General features: G+C 74.5%; 19 protein-coding genes. 5 read left to right on the top strand and 14 right to left on the bottom strand.

All coding sequences use genetic code 11. From position 1 onward, the window contains the following. Positions 1–100: 100 nt before the first annotated feature. From ACFWJB_RS12725 to ACFWJB_RS12690, 8 genes are all read right to left on the bottom strand, one after another. Positions 101–2,491: an SWIM zinc finger family protein gene (locus tag ACFWJB_RS12725; protein ID WP_386922069.1), complete on the bottom strand. Its 2,391-nt coding sequence runs from the start codon at positions 2,489–2,491 to the stop codon at positions 101–103. Beyond that, the gene (locus ACFWJB_RS12720) at positions 2,488–5,421 is read right to left on the bottom strand and encodes an SNF2-related protein (RefSeq protein ID WP_386922067.1); all 2,934 of its coding nucleotides are present in this window, start codon (positions 5,419–5,421) and stop codon (positions 2,488–2,490) included. The genes ACFWJB_RS12725 and ACFWJB_RS12720 overlap by 4 nt, the downstream gene beginning before the upstream one ends. Before the next feature lie 146 nt (positions 5,422–5,567). Next, complete coding sequence (locus ACFWJB_RS12715; protein ID WP_386922065.1) at positions 5,568–6,077, bottom strand: sugar kinase; 510 nt, start codon at positions 6,075–6,077, stop codon at positions 5,568–5,570. A 68-nt stretch (positions 6,078–6,145) separates the two neighbouring features. Beyond that, positions 6,146–7,294 carry an ROK family glucokinase gene (locus ACFWJB_RS12710; RefSeq protein ID WP_385463144.1) on the bottom strand — a complete coding sequence of 383 codons (1,149 nt, stop codon included), beginning with the start codon at positions 7,292–7,294 and terminating at the stop codon, positions 6,146–6,148. Between the two features lie 120 nt (positions 7,295–7,414). Next, on the bottom strand, positions 7,415–8,224 hold the full coding sequence (locus tag ACFWJB_RS12705; RefSeq protein ID WP_385463147.1) for an ATP-binding cassette domain-containing protein: 810 nt from the start codon (positions 8,222–8,224) through the stop codon (positions 7,415–7,417). Then, on the bottom strand, positions 8,221–9,261 hold the full coding sequence (locus ACFWJB_RS12700; protein ID WP_386922062.1) for an ABC transporter permease: 1,041 nt from the start codon (positions 9,259–9,261) through the stop codon (positions 8,221–8,223). Before ACFWJB_RS12700 ends, ACFWJB_RS12705 begins: the two co-directional genes overlap by 4 nt. Beyond that, positions 9,258–10,262 carry a sugar ABC transporter substrate-binding protein gene (locus tag ACFWJB_RS12695; RefSeq protein ID WP_386922060.1) on the bottom strand — a complete coding sequence of 335 codons (1,005 nt, stop codon included), beginning with the start codon at positions 10,260–10,262 and terminating at the stop codon, positions 9,258–9,260. The genes ACFWJB_RS12700 and ACFWJB_RS12695 overlap by 4 nt, the downstream gene beginning before the upstream one ends. A 174-nt stretch (positions 10,263–10,436) precedes the next feature. Then, complete coding sequence (locus ACFWJB_RS12690; protein ID WP_385463268.1) at positions 10,437–11,174, bottom strand: GntR family transcriptional regulator; 738 nt, start codon at positions 11,172–11,174, stop codon at positions 10,437–10,439. 129 nt (positions 11,175–11,303) lie between these two features. Between ACFWJB_RS12690 and ACFWJB_RS12685 the strand changes: the two genes are divergently transcribed. After that, positions 11,304–12,326, top strand: a complete 1,023-nt coding sequence (locus tag ACFWJB_RS12685) for a Gfo/Idh/MocA family oxidoreductase (protein WP_385463156.1) — start codon at positions 11,304–11,306, stop codon at positions 12,324–12,326. 167 nt (positions 12,327–12,493) lie between these two features. Here ACFWJB_RS12685 and ACFWJB_RS12680 read toward each other — a convergent pair whose 3' ends face one another. Beyond that, positions 12,494–13,177, bottom strand: a complete 684-nt coding sequence (locus ACFWJB_RS12680; RefSeq protein WP_386922058.1) for a response regulator — start codon at positions 13,175–13,177, stop codon at positions 12,494–12,496. 105 nt (positions 13,178–13,282) lie between these two features. Next, positions 13,283–14,533, bottom strand: coding sequence for a sensor histidine kinase (locus tag ACFWJB_RS12675; protein ID WP_386922056.1), 1,251 nt, complete (start codon positions 14,531–14,533; stop codon positions 13,283–13,285). A gap of 178 nt (positions 14,534–14,711) precedes the next feature. Between ACFWJB_RS12675 and ACFWJB_RS12670 the strand changes: the two genes are divergently transcribed. Then, the gene (locus ACFWJB_RS12670; RefSeq protein WP_386922054.1) at positions 14,712–14,912 is read left to right on the top strand and encodes a hypothetical protein; all 201 of its coding nucleotides are present in this window, start codon (positions 14,712–14,714) and stop codon (positions 14,910–14,912) included. 40 nt (positions 14,913–14,952) lie between these two features. Here the strand turns inward: ACFWJB_RS12670 and ACFWJB_RS12665 are convergent, their stop codons facing one another. Next, entirely contained in the window at positions 14,953–15,348 is a 396-nt protein-coding gene (locus tag ACFWJB_RS12665; protein ID WP_385463168.1) for a ribonuclease domain-containing protein, read from the bottom strand. Positions 15,349–15,528: 180 nt separating this feature from the next. Here ACFWJB_RS12665 and ACFWJB_RS12660 point away from each other — a divergent pair, with 180 nt between their 5' ends. Beyond that, positions 15,529–16,293: an SDR family oxidoreductase gene (locus ACFWJB_RS12660; RefSeq protein WP_386922052.1), complete on the top strand. Its 765-nt coding sequence runs from the start codon at positions 15,529–15,531 to the stop codon at positions 16,291–16,293. A gap of 168 nt (positions 16,294–16,461) precedes the next feature. Here ACFWJB_RS12660 and alc read toward each other — a convergent pair whose 3' ends face one another. After that, entirely contained in the window at positions 16,462–17,592 is a 1,131-nt protein-coding gene (alc, locus tag ACFWJB_RS12655; RefSeq protein ID WP_385463174.1) for an allantoicase, read from the bottom strand. Between the two features lie 60 nt (positions 17,593–17,652). Next, positions 17,653–18,993, bottom strand: coding sequence for an allantoinase AllB (allB, locus tag ACFWJB_RS12650; RefSeq protein WP_385463178.1), 1,341 nt, complete (start codon positions 18,991–18,993; stop codon positions 17,653–17,655). Between the two features lie 303 nt (positions 18,994–19,296). On the opposite strand from allB, the gene allR reads away from it, so the two are divergent. Continuing rightward, the gene (gene allR, locus ACFWJB_RS12645) at positions 19,297–20,100 is read left to right on the top strand and encodes an allantoin degradation transcriptional regulator AllR (protein WP_385463181.1); all 804 of its coding nucleotides are present in this window, start codon (positions 19,297–19,299) and stop codon (positions 20,098–20,100) included. Positions 20,101–20,169: 69 nt separating this feature from the next. Here the strand turns inward: allR and ACFWJB_RS12640 are convergent, their stop codons facing one another. Continuing rightward, the gene (locus ACFWJB_RS12640) at positions 20,170–20,484 is read right to left on the bottom strand and encodes a DUF5955 family protein (RefSeq protein ID WP_385463184.1); all 315 of its coding nucleotides are present in this window, start codon (positions 20,482–20,484) and stop codon (positions 20,170–20,172) included. 200 nt (positions 20,485–20,684) lie between these two features. On the opposite strand from ACFWJB_RS12640, the gene ACFWJB_RS12635 reads away from it, so the two are divergent. After that, positions 20,685–21,290, top strand: a complete 606-nt coding sequence (locus tag ACFWJB_RS12635; protein ID WP_385463187.1) for an NTP transferase domain-containing protein — start codon at positions 20,685–20,687, stop codon at positions 21,288–21,290. The last annotated feature ends 9 nt before the right edge of the window (positions 21,291–21,299 follow it).

The following is a 21,299-nucleotide window of genomic DNA, read 5'->3' as shown; positions in this document are numbered from 1 at the left end:
GACATGACGTGTGCGACCTACCCAGTGCCGCGGTCCCGTCCACCTCCGTCGTCGCACCGGCATGGTCTTCCCGGCGACCGCCGCGCGGTGCCGCGCCGGGTCACAGGTCCTCGGAGCCGCCCAGGCCCGTGAGGGCGCCGACCGGGTCGAGGTCGGGGGTGCCGCGGGGCCACCAGTCGTCGCGGCCCGGTTCGGACTCGTAGGCGTACCACAGCCCGGTCCGGCCCAGGCGGAGTTGCAGGTGCCCCGCGGGATGCGTCAGGTGGTTGCGCGAGGGGCGGAAGGCGGGGAGGTCGGCCGCGAGCAGCAGGGGGCGGGCGCGGTCGAAACGGCCGGCCGGCGGGTCCCAGGGCTCCTCCAGCACGGCGAGACCGTCGAGGCCGCCCTGGCGCCAGGCGGCCACGGCACGCGCCAGCTCGGACGTGCTGCGGCCGGCGGCCCGGGCCAGGGCGGAGTACAGCGCGCGGGAGCCGGCGGTGAGGCCGGAGCCGGGGCGTGCGGCGGCGTGCCGGACGGCGTCCTGCCACAGCGTCAGGCCGCCGACCGGATCGCGTCCCGTGGTCAGCAGGACGTGGGCCCGGGCGGCGGCATCGGTGGCCAGCTGGTCCAGCGCGAAGGGGTCCGGGCCGCCCGGTGCCGCCGGGTAGGCGGGGGGCTGTTCGGGGTGCGGGGGCGCGGGCAGCGGCGCCGGGAGGGGCGGGAGCGGCCGCGCGGCCAGTGCCTCGGTGGCCCGGACGCCGGGCAGGGGCGCCGGGCCCTTGTCCTGGGCGGCACGGGCGGCGCGGGCCGCGCTGAGCCGGGACAGGGCGTCGAGGAGCTCGCGTTCGCCCCTGCCGCGCAGCAGGAGCAGGACGAAGGGGTCGGCGTCGAGCAGCCGCGCCGTCTGGTAGCAGAGGGCGGCCGCGTGCTTGCAGGGGTGGCCGGAGTCGGGGCAGCTGCACCGCGGAGCGAGGTCGCCGGGGCCGGGGAGCAGCGGGACCCCGCAGTCGGCGAGGGAGTGGGGCAGTTCCCCGTCGAGCAGGGCGGCGATGTGCCCCGGCCGTTCGGCCGCGGCGTCGAGGAACCGTTCCCAGTCGGCGTCGCCGAGTGTCCGCAGCCGCACCTGTACGCGGTACGGCCTCGGGCGGCTGCCCTGCACATAGGCGAGGACGAGTCCGGGGGTCACCGTGATGGCGTCGACGTGCCCCTGCTCGGCGTAACCGCGGCCGCGTGCCAGCCGCTGGGGGTCGAGCGCGCCTTCCTCCAGCGCGGTCACCCACGCGTTGCCCCACCAGGTCCCGGCGAAGCCGCCGTCCGGTGCCGTCCGCGGCGGGAGGGCGGGGAAGGTGCGCCGGAGATCGCCGTCGCGGTTCGGGGCGGCCATGGAGCGCGGGGTGCGGGGGGCCGCCGGCGGCGAGGAGGGGGCCCGGTCGTGCGTCACCGGGTCCGGAGTCCGGTCCCGCGCCGCCGGTGTCCGCTCCGGGTGCGCCGCGGCCCGCCGCGGTGGCGGCTCGTGCGACGACGGGGGCCGGAGCGCCGGCTCGCCGGGGGACGACTCGGCTTCGGCGGGCCCCGCGGTGTGCCCGGCGGCGGACTCCGCGACGGGAGGCACCGCGCTCCGGGGGCCCTCGACCGCGGCTCCGTCGGCGGACTCCCCCGGTGGCCGGATCGCGTCGTCGGCGGGGTCCGCTTCCGGCGGCAGCCGGAACGCGTCCGCGACGAAGTCCCGTACGGCGCGGGCGCGGGCGTCGTCGGTGGTCGAACCGCCGGTCCCGTGCGGACGCCGGGCCGGGCGGGCGGGCCGTCGTGTTCCCTCCGGTCCCCTGGTCGCGGCTTCCGCCCTCGCCTGCCGACGGGCCGCTCGCAACGCCTCTCGCGCCGCGTCCGCCGGCCGGCTGTCCTCCGCGCCGGGGCCGGCGTCGGGGGCGGTCGCGGGTGCCGCGCCGGCGGGAGGCCATGTCGAGGCGGAGGCGGCCGCTCGGCCCGGGGAAGGTGCCGGGCCGCCGGCGGGGGCCGAAGCGTCTTCGCCCGCGGTGGTGGCCGGCGATCCGCCGGGATCGGCGGGGCGAGCGGTCTCCGTGTCGTCTCCGGACCCGTCCGACTCCTCTGCCCGGGCACTGGGGGTGCCGGGCGACCGGTCCGCGGTCGCGTCCGGCCCCGCGGTGGCGTATCGGGCGGTGCCGGACCGGTCCGCCGTGTCCCGGGAGGTCTCCCCCGCCGCGCCGTCGGTGCCCGCGTGGCGTGCGCTCCGCGCGCTGCGCAACGCCGCGCGCGCGATGTCCCCGGGACGTGACCCGGTGTGCTCGCTCCCGTCCCGCCCGTCGCTCCGGTCCGGGGCGCGGTCGTGCTCCCGGGACGGCTCACGGTCCGCGGCACCGGCCTCGGCGTCCGCGGCGGCGGTGGCCCCGGCGGCGCCCGGGTCCGCCGCGCCGGCGTCGGCCGGCGTGGCCTCACCACGCGCCCGTGCCGCCCGCAGGGCGCGGCGGGCCTCGTCGGCGGGGCTGGGGGTCATGACGGCCTCCGCAGGGACACCAGGTCGGACAGCTCACGGTCCGTCAGTTCGGTCAGGGCGGACTCGCCTCCCCCGAGGACCGCGTCGGCGAGGGCCCGCTTGGACTGGAGCATCTCGGCGATGCGGTCCTCGACGGTGCCCTCGGTGATGAGCCGGTGCACCTGGACCGGCTGGGTCTGGCCGATGCGGTAGGCGCGGTCGGTGGCCTGCTCCTCGACGGCCGGGTTCCACCAGCGGTCGAAGTGCACGACGTGGCCCGCGCGGGTCAGGTTGAGGCCGGTGCCGGCGGCCTTCAGGGAGAGGACGAGGACGGGCGTCGCCCCGCTCTGGAAGCGGTCCACCATGCGCTCGCGCTCGGGCACCGGCGTACCGCCGTGCAGGAGTTCGGCCGGGACCGCGTGGGCGGACAGGTGGGAGGTGATGAGGCGGGCCATGCCGACGTACTGGGTGAAGACGAGCACCGAGCCGTCCTCCGCGAGCACCGTGTCCAGCAGCTCGTGCAGCAGGGCGAGCTTGCCGGAGCGGGCGGTGAGCCGCTCGGCGCCGCCCGGCGGGTGCTCCTCCTTCAGGAACAGCGCCGGGTGGTCGCAGATCTGCTTCAGCGAGGTCAGCAGCTTCAGCACCAGCCCCCGCCGGGCGATGCCGCCCGCGGTCTCGATGGCGAGCATCGACTCGCGCACCACCGCCTCGTACAGCGCGGCCTGTTCCCGGGTGAGGGGCACCGGGTGGTCCGTCTCGGTCTTCGGCGGCAGCTCGGGGACGATGCCGGGGTCCGACTTCCTGCGGCGCAGCAGGAAGGGGCGGACCAGGCGGGACAGGCGCCGCACCGCCTCCTCGTCCTCGCCGTTCTCCACCGCGCGCGCGTGCCGGGCGCGGAAGGACTTGAGCGGGCCGAGGAGCCCCGGGGTCGTCCAGTCGAGCAGGGCCCACAGCTCGGAGAGGTTGTTCTCGACCGGGGTGCCGGTGAGCGCCACGCGCGCCGGGGACGGGATCGTGCGCAGCGCCTTGGCGGTCGCCGAGTACGGGTTCTTCACGTGCTGCGCCTCGTCGGCGACGACCATGCCCCAGGACTGCTCGGCCAGACTGGCCGCGGCCGACCGCATCGTGCCGTACGTGGTGAGGACGAAGCCGCCCTCCAGACCGTCCAGGGTGCGGTCGGCGCCGTGGAAGCGGCGGACGGGGACGCCGGGTGCGAACCGGGTGATCTCCCGCTGCCAGTTGCCCAGCAGGGAGGCCGGGCAGACCACCAGGGTCGGCTCGGTGCGGGCCCTCTTCAGGTGCAGGGCGATGACGGTGACCGTCTTGCCGAGGCCCATGTCGTCGGCGAGGCAGCCGCCGAGGCCGAGCGAGGTCATGAGGTCCAGCCAGGCCAGGCCCCGGAGCTGGTAGTCGCGCAGGGTGGCGTGCAGGCCGGGCGGGGGCTCGGCGGGACCGATGCCGGCCGTCAGCCGGTCGCGCAGGGCGGCCAGCGCACCGGCCGGCACCACCTCGACCGTCTCGCCGTCGGCCTCGGCGGTGCCGGTGAGGGCGACGGACAGGGCGTCGACCGGGTCGAGCAGACCCAGGTCGCGTGCGCGGGCCCGGCGGACGAGCACCGGGTCGACCAGCACCCACCGGTCGCGCAGCCGGACGACCGGGCGGTGGGCCTCGGCGAGGGTGTCCATCTCGGCCTCGGTGAGCGGGTCGCCGCCGATCGCCAGCTGCCAGCGGAACTGGAGGAGGTCCTCGCTCTCGAAGAAGCCCGTGCCGTCGGTCGCCGAACCGGGCGCGGGCCGGACCACCGCGGTGGCGGTGAGGTCCTGGGCGAGGTCGCGGGGCCAGTGCACGGCGACTCCGGCGGCGGCGAGCCGGCCGGCCGCCACGCCCAGCAGGTCGGTGACCTCGTCCTCGGACAGGCTGAGGACGTCGGGCACGTCCTGCTCGGTGAGCCGGTCCAGCGCCGGCCAGACCCGCGCGGCGCGCCGCACCGCCAGGGCGGCGTCCACGCGCGCGCGGGCGCCGAACGCCGCGTCGGCCTGCCCCGACCACAGGTCCGCCGCGTCGGCCACGAGGGTGGGGTCGGCGAGGCTGTGCACCTGGACGACGGCCGCCCCCGCGCCCCGCGCCCCGGCGGCGGCCGGGTCGGCGTCGAACAGGTCGTGTGCCGAGAGGTCCAGGCGCAGGGAGATCCGCACGCCCGCGTCCATGCCGGCGGCGACCTCCGCGGCCCAGTCGTGGGCTTCGGGCAGGCGCTGGGCGCCGCGTGCGGCGAAGGGGCGGCCCGAGGCGTGGGGCGCGGCGGGCGTGCGGGGCAGGGTGTCGGCCACCGCGTCCAGGAAGGAGCGCATCAGCGCCTCGGGGGCCGGCAGCCGGATCGGGCCGGGCCCGTCCAGCGGAACCGCGTGGCCCTCGGGGGGCAGCGCGGCGGCCACCGCGCGCAGGTGCGCGACGTCGTCGGGATCGAGCGGGCCGGCCCGCCAGGCGTCGTGCCCGGACGCCGTCAGGCCGGGCAGCAGGCGCCCGCGCGCGGTGAGCCGCAGGGCGTGCAGGGCGGCGGCGCCCCAGCAGGCGGTGGCCGGGTGGGCGGCCGGGTCGTGCCGGGCGCGCACCAGCAGGGGCAGGGCCTCGGCGAGCGGGAGCGACAGCGCGGGCGTGGTGCCGCGCCGCACGCCGGTGCCGTGCCGGCGTACGACGGTGAGCCGCGTGGGCTCGGGCGCGTCCTCGGCGGTCTCGCCGTGCGGGTGCCCGGTGGGCCGGTCCCCGTCCGCGGGCGCCGCGCCCGGGAGGGGGCCGCCCGCGGGGTCCCAGAAGGCGATCCGTCCGTCGCGCGGGAGGGGCGCGGGCAGGAAGACGGCGGCGAGCCGGGCCGGCACCGGGGCGGCGGGCCGCCCGTCCTCCGCCCGCTCGTGCGCGCGGAGGGCCGTGGCGACCGCTCCGGTCGTGTCGCTCATACGTTCTGTCACCTCCCGCCCGCGTCCCGGATCAGCTGTCTTCGACTCTACGGGCGGGGTCCGACAATCGGCCCCGGCGGTCCACGGGGCGGGGAGACCGCGGCCCGGGGCCGGCTGCGCCGGGGCGGGTGCGGGTGCGGGTGCGGTCAGGGAACCGTGCGGGAGACCACGTACACCATCGGCCGGTCCGGGTCGGACAGGTTGACGAGGACATCGTGGGTGGGTGCCGGGGCGGGCTGCTGGTGGACGAGGCCCCACCAGGGTCCGGGCCGTTCGAAGTTCCAGCCGGTGATGTGCTGGTCGCGGTCGCCGATGGCCGGCTCGTCGCGCTTCAGGTCCTCCCGTGTGACGCCCACGCCCGCGAGGAAGGCGTCCAGGCCGGCGCCGGTGGTCTCGAACTGGACGTAGAGACGGCTGGTCTTCCAGTTGTTCGTCTCGTAGTAGGCGACCTCTTCGGAGGGGACCGGGACGGGGACCTCGTAGAGGCGGCGCTGGAGCTTCGACGGCCAGCCCTCGGTCAGGCCGGTCGCCGAGTACTTGGCCTCCTTGACCTTGCCGCTGTCGCGGCTCTGGTTGGCGGAGATCACCAGGTAACCGGCCGGGACGCCGATGAGCAGGACGATGATCAGCAGGGTGAGCGCCCGTCGGCGGATCATGTGCCGGCGGTCCTCGGCCGGGCGCCCGGGTTCCTCCGGCGCGCCGTCCCCGTCCGGGCCGGGACCCGTCACTGCGCCTCCCCGGACGTGCGGCGGGCCTCCGCGTACCGCTCGTAGCGCTCGTGACGCTCCACCCGGCGCCGCTTGGCGCGCCGGAACCGGCGGGCCACCAGCCGGGCCAGGTCGGCGGCGCCCACCATGCCGGCCTCGGGGCCGAGCTGGGCGCGGACGATGCGGGCCTCGGGGCGGTAGCCGCGACCGGTGAGCTGGCGCTTGAACGCGTCGCGCGCGGGGCCGATCAGCAGGTCGTCGGCCGCGCTCACGCCGCCGCCGATCACGAAGCAGGACGGGTCGAGCGCGGCCGCGAGGTTGGCGATGCCGACGCCCAGCCACTGGCCGATGTCCTGGAGCAGCTCGACGCACATGGCGTCGCCCTCGCGGGCCAGCTCGGTGATCATCGGGCCGGTGATGTCGCCGATGCTGCCCTTGACGTGCTCGATGATCCCGTAGGCCACCGGCGAGTCGGCGGCCGCCAGCTCGCGGGCCTCCCTGACCAGGGCGTTCCCGGAGCTGTACTGCTCCCAGCAGCCGCGGTTGCCGCACGGGCAGCGGTGGCCGCCCGGCACGACCTGCATGTGGCCGAACTCCCCGGCGACCCCGTACTTGCCCCGCTTGACCTGGCCGTCCTCCAGGATCGCGCCGCCGATGCCGGTGCCGAGCGTGATCATGACGAGGTGGTCCTCGCCGCGGCCGGCGCCGAAGCGCCACTCGGCCCAGGCGGCGGTGTTGGCGTCGTTGTCCACCAGGACGGGGACCGCGAGGCGGCCGGCGATGCGGTCGCGCAGCGGTTCGTTGCGCCACGACAGGTGGGGGGCGAACAGGACCCGGTTGCGGTCGGCGTCGACCCAGCCGGCCGCGCCGATGCCCACCGCGTGCACGTCGTGCCGGTCGGACAGGTCCAGGACCAGTTCGACGATGGTGTCCTCGACGACCTTGGGGCTCTTGGACTTGTCCGGGGTCTCCGTGCGCAGCTTCTCCAGGATGTTGCCGTCCGCGTCGACGACGCCCGCCATGACTTTCGTGCCGCCGATGTCGATGCCGACCGTCGGCACGCGGGGCGCCGTGAGGTGCGAGCGGCGTTCCCTCGTGCCCACGGTGCGCAGGACCGGGGCACGGCGGGAGCCGATGGGGGCGGTGAAGTCGCGGTAGGTGCTCATCGGGTGCGATTGTGCCGCACGGCTCCGCCGGGTGCCGAATGCGACGGGGGCGGGTGGATCGGTTCGTCGCCGGATGCGGGTGCGTCGTGGTTACTCGCGCCCACGCGGCGGAGCCGCGAGTTACACGGTCCCGCGCCCCTGGGTGCGCTGCAGCTCGTGGCGTAGATCGTCCAGCTCGTTTCCGCCTGCCATCTGGCGGGTCAACTCGTCCAGCGTGATGTCGTCGCGCTCGTGGTTGCCAACCATCGTGCCGCGCTTGAGCAGGACGAACCGGTCGCCCACCAGGTACGCGTGGTGCGGGTTGTGGGTGATGAGGACAACACCCAGGCCCTGGTCGCGGGCCGCCGCCACGTACTTCAGGACGACGCCCGACTGCTTCACGCCGAGGGCCGCCGTCGGCTCGTCGAGCACCAGGACCTTCGCGCCGAAGTGCACCGCGCGGGCGATGGCCACGCACTGGCGTTCGCCGCCGGAGAGGGTGCCGATGGGCTGGTCGACGTCGCGCAGGTCGATGCCCATGCGCAGGAGTTCCGCGCGGGTGGTGCGGCGCATGTGGTCGACGTCCATGCGCTTGAAGGGGCCGGTGCCCTTGCGCGGCTCGGAGCCGAGGAAGAAGTTCCGCCAGACCGGCATCAGCGGGACGACGGCCAGGTCCTGGTAGACGGTGGCGATGCCCCGGTCCAGGGCCTCGCGCGGGGAGGAGAGGCGGGTCTCCTCCCCGTCGAGGGCGAGCGTGCCGCCGTCGTGCTGGTGGAGGCCCGCGATGATCTTGATCAGGGTGGACTTGCCGGCGCCGTTGTCGCCCAGCACGCAGGTGATCTCACCGGCGTGGACGGCCAGCGACACGCCCTCGAGGGCGCGGACGTTGCCGTACTGCTTGCTGACGCCGGACAGCTCCACGAGCGCCGGGCGGCTGTCGGTCTGCGTCACTTGGTGGCCTCCGCGCGCTTGCGGACCCAGGCGTTGAGCAGGGTCGCGAGGAGCAGCATCGCTCCGAGGAAGAACTTGAACCAGTCGGGGTTCCACTCGGCGAAGACGATGCCCTTGCTGGTCATGCCGAAGATGAGGGCGCCGACCGCCGAGCCGACGGCGCTGCCGTAGCCGCCGGTGATCAGGCAGCCGCCGATGACGGCGGCGATGATGTAGATCAGTTCGTTGCCGACGCCCTCACCGGACTGGACGACGTCGTACGAGAAGAGCAGGTGCTGGCCCGAGATCCAGGCGCCGAACGCCACGCCCATGTACAGGCCGACCCGGGTCCTGGTGACCGGGACGCCGACCGCGCGGGCGGCGTCCTTGTTGCCGCCGACCGCGAAGATCCAGTTGCCGGCGCGGGTGCGCAGCAGGATCCAGCTGGCGACGGCGACCAGGGCGAGCCACCACAGGATGGTGACCTTGAAGCCGACGCCGCCGACGGTGATCGTCGAGGCGAAGACGTCGCGGGCGGAGGGGAAGCCCTCCATGTCGTCGATCGACTTGGTGGAGACGGTGCCGTCGATCAGCTTGGTGAAGCCCAGGTTCATGCCGGTCAGCATCAGGAACGTGCCGAGCGTGATGATGAAGCTGGGCAGCTTCGTACGGGTCAGCATGAAGCCGTTGAAGGCGCCGATCGCCAGGGTGACCAGCAACGACACACCGACGCCGACCCAGACGTTGGCGGTCATCTGGTAGCTGAACATCGACGACACCAGGGCCGACGAGGTGACCATGACGCCCGCGGACAGGTCGAACTCGCCGCCGATCATCAGCAGCGCCACGGGCACGGCCATGATGCCGATCGTGGAGGCGGCGTAGAGCACGGTGCTCAGGCTGGAGGCGCGCAGGAAGCTGTCGGCGAAGAACGCGAAGAAGACGAAGACCGCGATCGCGCCGACCACGGACCCGAGCTCCGGACGGCCCAGCAGCTTCCGCGGCACAGAGGTGTGCAGAATCCTTTCGTCGGCGTCCTTCACCCCCGTGGCGCTCATCGGGTGCCCCGCTCCGTGTAGTCGGCCAGCGCGGCCGCGTCGTCCTTGGTGATGATCTGCGGTCCGGTGAGCACCGGCCGGCCGCCGCCGAGGACGTCGGCGTTGTACCGGTACAGCCACAGCAGGTCGACCGCCTCGTAGCCCTGGAGGTAGGGCTGCTGGTCGACGGCGAAGCCGAGGGTGCCGTCCTCGAGGCCCGCGGCCACCTTGGCGTTGAGGTCAAAGGTGTCGATCTCGGCCTTGCTGCCCGCGCCCTGCTTGGCCTTCACGGCCGTGTCGGCGTAGGGGGCGCCGAGGGTGATGACCGCGTCGACGGACTTGTCGGTCTGGAGCTTGGCCTCGAGGGCGGACTGCACGTCCGGCATGCTGGTGCCGTTGACGTAGAGCCGCTCGACCTTGCCGTCGAAGGTCTTCTCGACGCCGTCGCAGCGCTGCTCGTGACCGACGTTGCCCTGCTCGTGCAGGACGCAGAGCGCGCGCTTGCGGCCGCGCTCGTTCAGCTCCTCGCCGACGGCCTCGCCGGCGATCGTCTCGTCCTGCCCGATGTGGCTGAGCGCGCCGAACTCCTTCGACTCCTGCGAGCCGGAGTTCACGGTGACCACCGGGATGCCGGCCTTCGCGGCGCGGGCGAGGGCGGCCCTCATGGCGTCGGGCTTGGCGAGTGTGACGATGATCCCGTCGACCTTCTTGTCGACGGCCGCGTCCACGAGCTGCGCCTGCTGCTGCGCCTCGTCGTCGTGCGAGTACACGAAGTTGATGTTGTCCTTCAGTGCCGCCTGCTCGGCGCCGCTCTGGACGATGTCCCAGAAGGTGTCGCCGTCACCCGAGTGGGTGATCATCGCGAAGGTCCAGCGGGGGGTGTTCACCGCCGCCTTCCCTTGGGCCGCCGCGGCCTTGCGGGCGTCCTCGGCGCGCTTGCCGCCGGTGCTGCTGCAGCCGGCCAGGGACACCGACAGTGCCCCCGCCAGTGCGATGCCTACCCAGGTCCGAAACCGTGCCACGAGGCCGTGCCCTTCTTGCTGTGCCGTGCTGTGCTGGTGGGCTCTGGAAACCCCAAACGCCCCATTGTCCGTCACGGGCGTCGGTCACGTGGTGCCGGGGAGCGGCGGTCGGTCACATTGTCCGGACATTGAGACCAACGCGCACGGCGGACCGGGCCCGCCGGCCGGCGCGGGTCAGGACCGTACGAGCAGCTGGAACTCGAAGGAGTAGCGGGACGGCCGGTAGGTGTGCGTGCCCAGCTCGACCGCGCGACCGGTGTCGTCGAACGTCGTGCGCCGCATGGTGAGCAGCGGTGCGCCCTCCTCCTCGCCGAGCCGCTCGGCCTCGGCGGCGGTGGCGGCGCGGGCTCCGATGGACTGGCGGGCGCTGTGCAGGGTGATCCCGGCGGCGCGCATGAGCCGGTAGAGGCCGGTGGCCTCCAGTTGCGCGGTGTCCAGGTCGAGGAGACCGGGCGGCAGGTGGTTGCACAGGTACGCCATCGGTTCCCCGTGCGCGAGGCGCAGCCGCTCCACCCGGTGCACGTCGCCGCCCTCGGCCACGCCGAGCGCCGCGGCGACCTCGGCGGTGGCCGGGACGACCGTGTTGACCAGGAGTTTCGTGGCCGGACGCTGCCCGGCCGCCTCCAGGTCGTCGTAGAGGCTGCTGAGTTCGAGCGGGCGCTTGACCTGGCTGTGCACCACCTGGGTGCCGACTCCGCGGCGGCGCACGAGCAGGCCCTTGTCGACCAGGGACTGGATGGCCTGGCGGACGGTGGGCCGGGACAGGCCGAGCCGCGCGGCGAGCTCGATCTCGTTGCCCAGCAGGCTCCCCGGCGTCAGCGCCCCGTGCTCGATCGCCGCCTCCAGCTGCTGCGACAGCTGGAAGTATAGCGGCACGGGGCTGCTGCGATCCACGCTGAGCTCCAGCGCCACGGTCGGGTCCACTTCTGGTTTCGGCACGGGCCGAGCGTAGCTCCGTGCGCTGTTGACGGGAAGTCGTGTAGTTCGGTTGTCCGGACATACGCATTGACAGTGCGCGGGCGGTGAGCCCACTTTGATTCCATGCGCATCGGGGTCATCGGTACGGGCCGCATCGGCACGGTCCACGCCAACACGCTCAGCCGCCACCGCGACGTCGGGTCCCTGATCCTCACGGACGCGGACCTGGCGCGGGCGCAGGACCTGGCCCACCGGCTGGGCGAGACGGCGGCGCCCGGGGTGGACGAGATCTTCCGGTGGGGCGTGGACGCCGTGGTGATCACGACGGCGACGCCGGCCCACGCCGAACTGATCGGCCGGGCGGCGCGCGCGGGGCTGCCGGTGTTCTGCGAGAAGCCCATCGCGCTCGACCTGGCCGGCACCCTGCAGGCGATCGCCGAGGTGGAGAGCGCGGGGACGATTCTGCAGATGGGGTTCCAGCGCCGCTTCGACGCCGGGTACACCGGGGCGCGGGAGGCGGTGCGGTCCGGGCGGCTGGGCCGGCTGCACACCGTCCGGGCGGTGACGAGCGACCAGGCGCCGCCGCCCGCCGCCTACCTGTCGCAGTCCGGCGGGCTCTTCCGGGACACGCTGATCCACGATTTCGACGCGCTGCGCTGGGTGACCGGCCGGGAGGTCGTCGACGTCCACGCCACCGGGTCCGACGCCGGGCCGCCGGCGTTCCGCGCGGCGGGCGACGTGGACACGGGCGCGGCGCTGCTGACGCTGGACGACGGCACGCTGGCCACGGTGACCGCGACGCGGCTGAACGGCGCGGGGTACGACGTGCGCATGGAGCTGGCCGGGGAGCTCGACCAGATCGTCGTCGGGCTGGACGACCGTACGCCCATCGCGTCCACCGAGCCGACCGGGCCGCCGGCCGCCGACAAGCCGTGGACCGGCTTCGTGGAGCGGTTCGGGCCCGCCTACGAGGCGGAGCTGGCCGCGTTCGTGGAGGTGGTGCGCGGCGAGCGGGCCAACCCGTGCGACGGCCGCGAGGCGCTGCTGGCCCTGCGGATCGCCGAGGCGTGCGAGATCTCCCGGCGGGAGCGCAGGGCGGTGCGGCCGGCGGAACTGCCGGGCGGGACGGAGCCGGCGGCGGGCTGAGCGGCCGCATCCGACGGCTGCGGGGTCGTCGCACCGGCCCTTTCCGCGGCCGCGGGGCTCGGCTCACCGGCGTGCTTCCCGCGGCCGCGGGGCTCGGCTCACCGGCGTGCTTCCCGCGGCCGCGGGGCTCGTCGCTCCGGCGACGTGTGCCCCGCCGGGCCGGGGCCCTAGCCGGCGGCGTCGTCGTGGCGCTCGTCCAGGAGGCCCGCGTCGTACGCCAGCAGCGCGATCTGCACCCGGTTGTCGAGGTCCAGCTTGGCCAGGATGCGGGAGACGTGGGTCTTGACGGTGGCGACGCTCATGTAGAGCTCCGCCGCGACGGCGGCGTTGGCCAGGCCCCGCCCGACGGCGACGGCGACCTCGCGTTCACGGTCGTTCAGCGCGGCGATGCGGGCCCGCGCCCGCACGCGCCGGGTGTCGGCGGAGGTGCCGGCCGCCCGCTCCATCAGCCGCCGGGTCACGGCGGGCGACAGGACCGGGTCGCCGGCGGCGACCTTGCGCACCGCGTCGAGGATCTCCGCGGGCGGGGTGTCCTTGAGCACGAATCCGGCGGCGCCCGCGCGCAGGGCCCGCAGCACCTGCTCGTCGGCGTGGAACGTGGTCAGCACGACGACCTGGGGGGCGTCCGGGCGGCCCCGCAGCCGTTCGGTGGCCGTCAGGCCGTCCACCCCGGGCATCCGGATGTCCATGAGGACGACGTCCGGGCGGGTGCGGTCGACGAGCGCCGGCACCTCGTCGCCGTCGGCGGCCTCGCCGACGATCTCCACGTCGTCGGCGCCGCCCAGCATGAAGGACAGTCCCGCCCGCACCAGCGGGTCGTCGTCGACGAGGAGCAGTCTGATCGCAGTCATGGCCTCACGTAATCACGGTCGCCGGAGGGATCGCACACGGGTCACCGCACGTGCGGCGCACGGCGGGTGACGACTCGTCAGGACGCCGGGGCGGGGTCCCGGCACTCACCCCCACGGCAGCCGGGCCCGCACCTCGAAGCCGCCGTCGGCGGTGGGACCGTGCTCCAGGCCGCCGCCCGCCAGCGTCGCGCGCTCGGTCAGCCCGATCAGGCCCTGCCCGGAACCCGGCACCTCGGGCACGTCCCCGGCGGGCGGGGCGTTGCGCACGCGCACCGCGAGGCCGTCGCCCGGTGCTCCGGTGACCCAGAGGGCGACCTCGGTACCGGGCGCGTGTTTGCGGGCGTTGGTCAGGGCCTCCTGGACGACGCGGTAGGCGGTGCGGCCCACGGAGGCGGGGACGGCGGCGGGGTCGGTGACGTGCCGGACGAAGGCCACCTCCATGCCGGCCTGCCGGGACTCCGCGACCAGGGTGTCCAGTGCCGCGAGAGTCGGCTGCGGACGGCGTCCGTCGTCGGACTCGCCGGCCCGCAGCACGCCGATGATCTCCCGCAGGTCCTGGAGGGCCTCGTGCGCGCTCTCGCGGATGACGCCGGCCGCCCGCGCCACCTCTTCGCGGGACGCGTCGGGCCGGAACTCCAGGGCGCCCGCGTGCACGCTGAGCAGCGTCAGCCGGTGGGCGAGGACGTCGTGCATCTCGCGGGCGATGGCCTCCCGTGCCAGGCGCTGCGCCTGCTCGGCCCGCAGCCGCGCTTCGGTCTCCGCGCGCCGGGCGCGGTCGCGCAGGCTGAGCAGGAGCTGGCGCCGGGACCGGGCGAGCATGCCCCAAGCCGCCGTGGTGATCGCGAGCAGGATGCCGAGGAGGTTCGCGGCCAGGTAGGGCAGTTGGGGGTCGGGGCGCAGCCAGTAGAGGACGGGCTGCATCAGCACGTTGACGCCGGTCAGCCAGGCCGTGTACCGGAAGGGCCGGTGCACGGCCACGGTGAACAGGGAGACGAGGGCGGCGCCGCCCGACGTGACCGAGACGAGCCCGACGGGCACGAGCGCCACGGCCAGCCCGACCGGCCACCGGCGCCTGAGCCACACCGCGGCGCACGCCAGGGCGCCGATCAGCTGGTCGGCGATCCCCCAGCCGTGGGGGAGGCCCGGCTCCTGGTCCAGGGTGTCGACGCTCAGCAGGCCGATCAGGACGGCCAGCGCGAAGCACGTGAAGTCGACGAGCCAGTCCCGGGCGGTGCGGCGGGACCGGCACCCGGACCCGCGGGCGTCCGGGTCGAGCCCGTCGGCCAGCGCCGACGGCAGCAGCCAGCGCCGCGCGGGGAACGCCGGGGTGGTCGGCACCGTCCTGTTGTCGCTCACGCGGTCGAATCTACGCAGGGCCGGCCGCCCCGGCAGCGGCGCGCGGCGCATCCCCTACCGAAGTCGCGGGGCCGTAGACCTTCGGCGTACCGGGCGGCGGGCGACGCGGACTTCGGCAGGGCATCACTCGCCCCGCGGCCGATGTGGGTGGGGGGTCCGCGGGGCGAGGGTCTGGGGCATGAAGAAGCTGCTGGAGATCGTCGGATTCCTCGCCCTGGTGCAGGGCGTGGCGGGCCTGGTGCACGAGTTCACCGACTGGAACTGGGGGTTCGTGCACCGGCTCGGTGTACTGGACGGCTACGAGGTCTACGCGAGCGTCGCCCTCGTGGTGCTGGCACTCGCCCTGTTCGCCGCCGCCGAGCACAGCGGTGACGGCTGATCACCGGCGGGCGCGGGGGCGCCTTCCGGGCGCCCGGGGCTCAGCAGCCGTGGTCGACCAGGTCGAACGAGGCGTAGTGGTCGGCCGTGTAGTAGTCCTCCTGGTCCGCCTCGCCGGTGACGATGCGGCGCGCTCCGCGGGTGTCGGAGCCCGGGGTGATCACCGTGTACTCGTGGTAGTAGCCGGTGGACCGGTCGGGCAGGACGCCCTCCCGGTTCTGGAAGACGGTGCCGTCCTGGTCGTAGGGGTAGGGCCCGCCCTGCTCGATCAGGCCGAGCGTGTCGTGCGCCTGCGAGGGCAGGTCGCTGTAGCAGATGTCGCCGACCGCGGCGGTGGCGGCGCCCGCCGTGGTCGCGGAGACGGAACCGCCCACGAGGAGGGCGGAGAGGACTGCGGCTGCGGCGCCGATCCGTGCGGCGCGTGGGGGGAATCGCATGCCCTCATGATGACGCGCGTAGACGATGGCATGTCAATGACAAGACTGTGGAGCTTCGCCGGACGTCCCATGTGTTTCCTGCGACCTCACCCCGTGCCGGGCACGCCCACCACGGGCGAGGTCGATGTCCGTCCGCCGCCAGCGACGGCGTACGGGGCCCGCTGGGATGGACCCATGGACATGCTGACGAACACGAACACGAACGCATCCGCTCCCCTGGCCGGCCGGACGGCCCTGGTGACGGGGGGCAGCCGTGGCATTGGCGCGGCCACCGCGCTGCGCCTGGCGCGGGAGGGCGCGGACGTCGCCCTCACCTATGTGAACAACAAGGACGCGGCCGAGGACGTCGTGCGGGCCGTCGGGGCAGTGGGGCGCCGGGCGGTGGCCCTGCGGGCGGACTCCGCGGACGCGGAGGAGGCGGCGGGCGCGGTCGAGCGGGCGGCCGAGGCGCTCGGTAGCGGCCTCGACGTACTGGTCAACAACGTGGGCCTGGGACTGCTGGGCCCGATGGAGAGCCTGTCCCTCGCCGACGTGGACCGGCTGCTGGCCGTGAACGTGCGCGGCGTCTTCCTGACCTCGCGGGCCGCCGCGGCGCGGATGACCGGGGGCGGGCGGATCATCACCGTCGGCACCTGCATGACCCAGCGGGTCCCGGGCCCCGGCGGCACGCTCTACGCGATGAGCAAGTCGGCGCTGATCGGGCTGACCAAGGCCCTGGCGAGGGAGCTGGGCCCGCGCGGGATCACGGCGAACATCGTCCACCCGGGCCCGATCGACACGGACATGAACCCGGCGGACGGCCCCTACGCCGACGGGCAGGCGGCCATGACGGCACTGGGCCGTTTCGGTACGGCGGACGAGGTGGCGTCGACGGTGGCGTACCTGGCGGCCGCCTCCTACGTCACCGGCGCGGAGTTCGCGGTGGACGGCGGCCACGCGGCGTAACGACACGCGGCGCGGAGTTCGCGGTGGACGGCGGCCACGCGGCGTAGCGACACGCGGCGCGGGCCCTGAAGGGCATGCGCGCGGGGCGCACCGGTGCTGTCCTGCCGGTGCGCCCCGCGGGTGAGCGGGACCGGCCGTTCCCCGTCGCCGGGCCGGCCGGTCCGTGCGTCAGCCGCCCAGTTCCTGGTGGCGGGCGGCCAGGCCGGCCGTGCCGTCCTCCGTCAGGGAGCCGAACAGGCGCAGCCGGGAGATGCCGCCGTCGGGGAAGATGTCCACGCGCGCGTGGGTGCCGACGGCCGCCTCGGGCAGGACGAAGCGGTGGTTGGTGTCGGGCTGCATGCGGGTGCGGGGCAGCACCTCGCGCCACTCGCCGTCCGCACCGTCCTTCACCGAAACCGACGCCCAGCCCGCCGAGTTGCCCTTCAGGTACGCCGTGTCGATCTCGATCGCGCGGATCTGGGAGCGGCCGGCCAGCCGGTAGCTGATCCAGTCGTTGCCCCGGTCGCGGCGGCGGCGGGTCTCCCAGCCGTCGTCCATCTTGCGCGAGCGGCCCGGCTGGATGGTGTTGGTGGCCGGCGAGTAGAAGAGGTTGGAGGCGTCCTCGACCTGGCCGCCGTTCTCCAGCGCGACCACGTCGAAGGTGCCGAGCGCCGCGAGCCACGCGGGGTCCGGGACGACCTCGCCGTGCACGCGCAGGCGGGCGATGCCGCCGTCGGGGTGCTGCTTGAGGCGCAGGTGGGTGAAGCGCTGCTCGGCGGAGACGGCGAAGCCGTTGGCCGCGTGGCCGCCGACCGCGGTGCGCGGGACGAGGGTCGTCCACTTCACGTCGTCCGCGAGGAGCTCCTCCGGCGACGGGGAGCCCGCGACCGAGGCGCCCTCGACGGACACCGCCTGCGGATAGTTGCCGCGGAAGTGGGCCGTGTCGACGACGATGCCGCGGATCACGCCGGGTGCGCCCAGGCGGATCAGCGCCCAGTCGTGGTCGTCCTCGGTGGGCCAGGGGTCCTCGGCCGAGGCCCCGCGGCGCCGGCGGGTCTCCCAGCCGTCCATGACCTTGCCCTTGTGCCCGAAGTGCTCGGGGTCGAACTCGGCGCGCTCGGGCACCAGCAGGTTCTCCCGCTGGGCGAAGAACTCGTCGTTGGCGGCGACGACACCGGCCCCCAGTCGCCGGTCGGCGAGGTTGGCGTACTGGGTGAAGGGGAGGTCGGCCGTGCGGTAGTCCGCGTACGGGTCACCGCCTCCGTAGGGGTTCGCGTCTCCGGTGAAGCTGGCCAACGAGGTGTTCTGCTGGGCCGTCACGGTGATCAGGTGTTCCTTCCGGGGTCGTTCGGGATGGGTCTTGGGGCAGGTCCGGACGTGTCAGGGGGTCCGGGTGAGGAGCTGTCCCTTCGGGTCGGTGAACGCGCCGTCCGCCACGATGCGCTCTCCGCGCAGCCAGGTGGACTTCACGACGCCGTACAGGGTCTTGCCCGCGTACGCGGTGACGCGGTTGCGGTGCTGGAGGCCGGCCGGGTCGACGGTGAAGGTCTCGTCGGGGGCGAGGACGGCGAAGTCGGCGTCGTGGCCCGGCGCGACGGCGCCCTTGCGGGCGTCCAGCCCCACGAGGCGGGAGGTGTTCGCCGACATCCAGCGGACGATGTCCTCCAGGCCGTGGCCGCGCTCGCGGGCCGCGGTCCACATGGCCGCCAGGCTCAGCTGGAGACCGGCGATGCCGCCCCAGGCGGTGGCGAAGTCGTCGGTCTTCAGGTCGGCGGTGGACGGCGAGTGGTCGGTGACCACGCAGTCGATGGTGCCGTCCGCCAGTGCCTGCCACAGCAGGTCCTGGTTGGCGGCCTCGCGGATGGGCGGGCAGCACTTGAACTCGCTCGCCCCGTCCGGCACCTCCTCGGCGGTGAGCGTGAGGTAGTGCGGGCAGGTCTCCACGGTGAGGCGGACGCCCTCGGCCCGGGCCTCGGCGATCAGCGGGAGGGCGTCGCTGGAGGACAGGTGCAGCACGTGCACGCGCGCGTTGAAACGCTTCGCCTGCTCGACGAGCGTGGCGATGGCGGTGTCCTCGGCGTCGCGCGGGCGGCTGGCGAGGAAGTGCGCGTACTTCGGGCCGCCCTGCTGCGGGGCGGCGGCCAGGTGGTGCGGGTCCTCCGCGTGCACGATGAGCAGGCCGTCGAAGGCGGCGATCTCGGCGAGGGACCGGGCGAGCTGCTCCTGGTCGAGGTGCGGGAACTCGTCCACGCCCGACGGCGACAGGAACGCCTTGAAACCGTAGACGCCGGCCTCGTGCAGCGGGCGCAGGTCCTTGACGTTGTCGGGCAGGGCGCCGCCCCAGAAACCGACGTCGATGTGTGCCTTGTCGGCGGCGACCTGCTGCTTGGTGCGCAGGTTCGCGACCGTGGTGGTCGGCGGTATGGAGTTGAGCGGCATGTCGACGAGGGTGGTCACGCCGCCGGCCGCCGCGGCGCGGGTGGCGGTCCAGAAGCCCTCCCACTCGGTGCGCCCGGGGTCGTTGACGTGCACGTGGGTGTCGACCAGACCCGGCAGGACGACGTGGTCGCCGACGTCCTCCAGGCGGGCACCCGCCGGTACGGGCGCGTCGTGCGGGAGCACGTCCGTGATCGTGCCGCCGCTCACCACGACGGACGCGGCGCGTATGCCCTCGGGAGTGACGACGCGCGTCGAGCGCAGCACCAGTTCGGCCTGGGACACCCGGACCCCTCTCTCTGCAGTCGTTCCGCCGCCGGGCCATCGCCGGCCCGCCGGTCCACATCCGGGAAACGGGATCTCTCACCACGTAACGGACTTCAACGTTCTGTTGAAGGAGTCTTCACTTCCCGTTCCACGCCGTCAAGAGGCACCCTTTGGAAGGACGCATCCGACGGCCCCGCTCTGGACGTTTCCACAAAGCGGAATTAGAATTCCGACAGACAGAACGTAGCTATGTACAAGCGGGGAGTCAACCGGCCGCCGGGTAGGCTTCTGCCCTCCCGCCAGCCCCGAAAGGAACGTGCCGTGCCGACGTCCAGCGCCAGCACCACCGACTCCGCCAGGTCCGCCACAGGTGGCGTCCAGTCCCTGGAACGCGCCTTCGACCTGCTCGAACGGATGGCGGACGCGGGCGGCGAGGTCGGCCTGAGCGAGCTCTCCGCGAGCAGCGGGCTGCCGCTGCCCACCATCCACCGCCTGATGCGCACGCTGGTGGCCTGCGGCTACGTACGCCAGCAGCCCAACCGGCGCTACGCGCTCGGCCCGCGCCTGATCCGGCTCGGCGAGTCCGCCTCCCGGCTGCTGGGCACCTGGGCGCGCCCGCACCTGGCCCGGCTGGTCGAGGAGACCGGCGAGACGGCGAACATGGCGCTGCTGGACGGGGACGAGATCGTCTACGTCGCCCAGGTGCCGTCCAAGCACTCGATGCGCATGTTCACCGAGGTCGGCCGCCGGGTCCTGCCGCACTCGACGGGCGTCGGCAAGGCGCTGCTCGCGGACTTCCCGGCGGAGGAGGTGCGGGCCCTGCTGGGCCGCACCGGCATGCCGGCCGCGACGGAGAAGACGATCACCACGCCGGACGGGTTCATCGCGGCGCTGGAGGACGTGCGGCGCCAGGGATACGCGATCGACGACAACGAGCAGGAGATCGGGGTGCGGTGCCTGGCCGTGTCCGTGCCGAACTCCCCCTCCGCGGCGGCCATCTCCATCTCCGGTCCGGCGGGCCGCGTCACGGAGGCCGCGACCGACCGGATGGTGCCGCTGCTCCAGCAGGTGGCCGCCGAACTCTCGGAGGCGCTGCTCGCCTCGAACGGCAACCCGGCCGCCTGATCCGCGGCAGGAACACCCAGGAGCCCCCGGCGGCGGCGCCGGGGGCCGCGCCCGTCGTACGGCGGCGCCTCACCGCCCCGGCGGGTCCCCGAACAGCTCGACGGCGTGCCGGACGTCCGCCAGCCCCTGCGACAGGGCACTGACGGAGCCGATCGCACCGGCTATCAGCAGCAGGGAGCGGCGCAGCCTCGGCACCTCCGGGGCGCCGTTGTCCGCCATCGCGGCCAGGTCGGCCAGTTCGTCCTCGGCGATGAGCCGGTCCGGGAAGTCGGCGGGCAGCAGGGCGAGCCGGCGGCGCAACCGGGACACCGCGGTCCGCAGTGCCGCCACTCTCACGTCCTCGTCACCGACGGCCACTTGCCTCTGCCCCAGGCTCCGCAACACAGCCCCTCCCCCTCGCACTCCGTTCGTGCACCCCTGCGTGGTGAACGTGCCGAGCGCCCCCTGGCGGTGGTCGGGCGCCGGGGACGCGGGCCAGTAAACGCCACCGGGCGCCGGACGCGCCACCGCGCCCGCCGAAATTCAGTCCCATGGGAACGGGGGCGCGCCGGGACGTTTGACATGCGGTCAGGTATGCAGGACCCATGGCGGACAACGAAGACCAGGTGGCCGGACTGCTCCTCGCCGCGGGCGGCGGACGGCGGCTCGGCGGCCGGCCCAAGGCACTGCTCGAGCACCGCGGACATCTGCTCGTCGAACACGCGGTCGGCGTGCTGCGCGCGGCCGGCTGCGCCCGCGTGCACGTGGTCCTGGGGGCCCGGGCGCAGGAGGTGCGCGCGCGGGCGGCGTCCGCGCTCGGGGGATGCGTCCTGGTGGACAACCCCGCCTGGGAGCAGGGCATGGGCACCTCACTGCGCGCCGGACTCGCCTCGCTCTCCGGCACGGGGGCGGAGGCGGCGCTGGTGTCGCTGGTGGACCAGCCCGGCATCGGCGTGGAGGCGACGGCACGGGTGCGCGCCGGCCACCGGGACGGGACGTCACTCGTCTCGGCGACGTACGGGGGTGTGCGAGGGCACCCCGTCCTCCTCGGCGCGGCCCATTGGGCGGGCGTCACGGCGACTGCGACCGGTGACCGGGGGGCACGCGCCTACCTGAGGGAACACGAGGCCGAGATCGCACTCGTCGAGTGCGGCGACGTGGCGCGGCCGTACGACATCGACACACCGGCCGACCTGCGCCACCTTGAGTGAGGGAGGTGG

This window comes from Streptomyces sp. NPDC127100, assembly GCF_042724095.1.
Classification (GTDB): Bacteria; Actinomycetota; Actinomycetes; order Streptomycetales; family Streptomycetaceae; genus Streptomyces.
Note: the sequence above shows the minus strand (reverse complement) of the source record. Positions and strands in the feature narration are given on the sequence as shown.

What these genes read in the sequence shown, in the direction of transcription:
- ACFWJB_RS12665 (WP_385463168.1), bottom strand. Translation starts at nt 15,348, where the DNA reads ATGCGATTCCCCCCACGCGCCGCACGGATCGGCGCCGCAGCCGCAGTC.
- ACFWJB_RS12660 (WP_386922052.1), top strand. Translation starts at nt 15,529, where the DNA reads ATGCTGACGAACACGAACACGAACGCATCCGCTCCCCTGGCCGGCCGG.
- ACFWJB_RS12635 (WP_385463187.1), top strand. Translation starts at nt 20,685, where the DNA reads ATGGCGGACAACGAAGACCAGGTGGCCGGACTGCTCCTCGCCGCGGGC.
- ACFWJB_RS12720 (WP_386922067.1), bottom strand. Translation starts at nt 5,421, where the DNA reads ATGAGCGACACGACCGGAGCGGTCGCCACGGCCCTCCGCGCGCACGAG.
- ACFWJB_RS12700 (WP_386922062.1), bottom strand. Translation starts at nt 9,261, where the DNA reads ATGAGCGCCACGGGGGTGAAGGACGCCGACGAAAGGATTCTGCACACC.
- ACFWJB_RS12725 (WP_386922069.1), bottom strand. Translation starts at nt 2,491, where the DNA reads ATGACCCCCAGCCCCGCCGACGAGGCCCGCCGCGCCCTGCGGGCGGCA.
- ACFWJB_RS12680 (WP_386922058.1), bottom strand. Translation starts at nt 13,177, where the DNA reads ATGACTGCGATCAGACTGCTCCTCGTCGACGACGACCCGCTGGTGCGG.
- ACFWJB_RS12685 (WP_385463156.1), top strand. Translation starts at nt 11,304, where the DNA reads ATGCGCATCGGGGTCATCGGTACGGGCCGCATCGGCACGGTCCACGCC.
- ACFWJB_RS12710 (WP_385463144.1), bottom strand. Translation starts at nt 7,294, where the DNA reads ATGAGCACCTACCGCGACTTCACCGCCCCCATCGGCTCCCGCCGTGCC.
- ACFWJB_RS12670 (WP_386922054.1), top strand. Translation starts at nt 14,712, where the DNA reads ATGAAGAAGCTGCTGGAGATCGTCGGATTCCTCGCCCTGGTGCAGGGC.
- ACFWJB_RS12715 (WP_386922065.1), bottom strand. Translation starts at nt 6,077, where the DNA reads ATGATCCGCCGACGGGCGCTCACCCTGCTGATCATCGTCCTGCTCATC.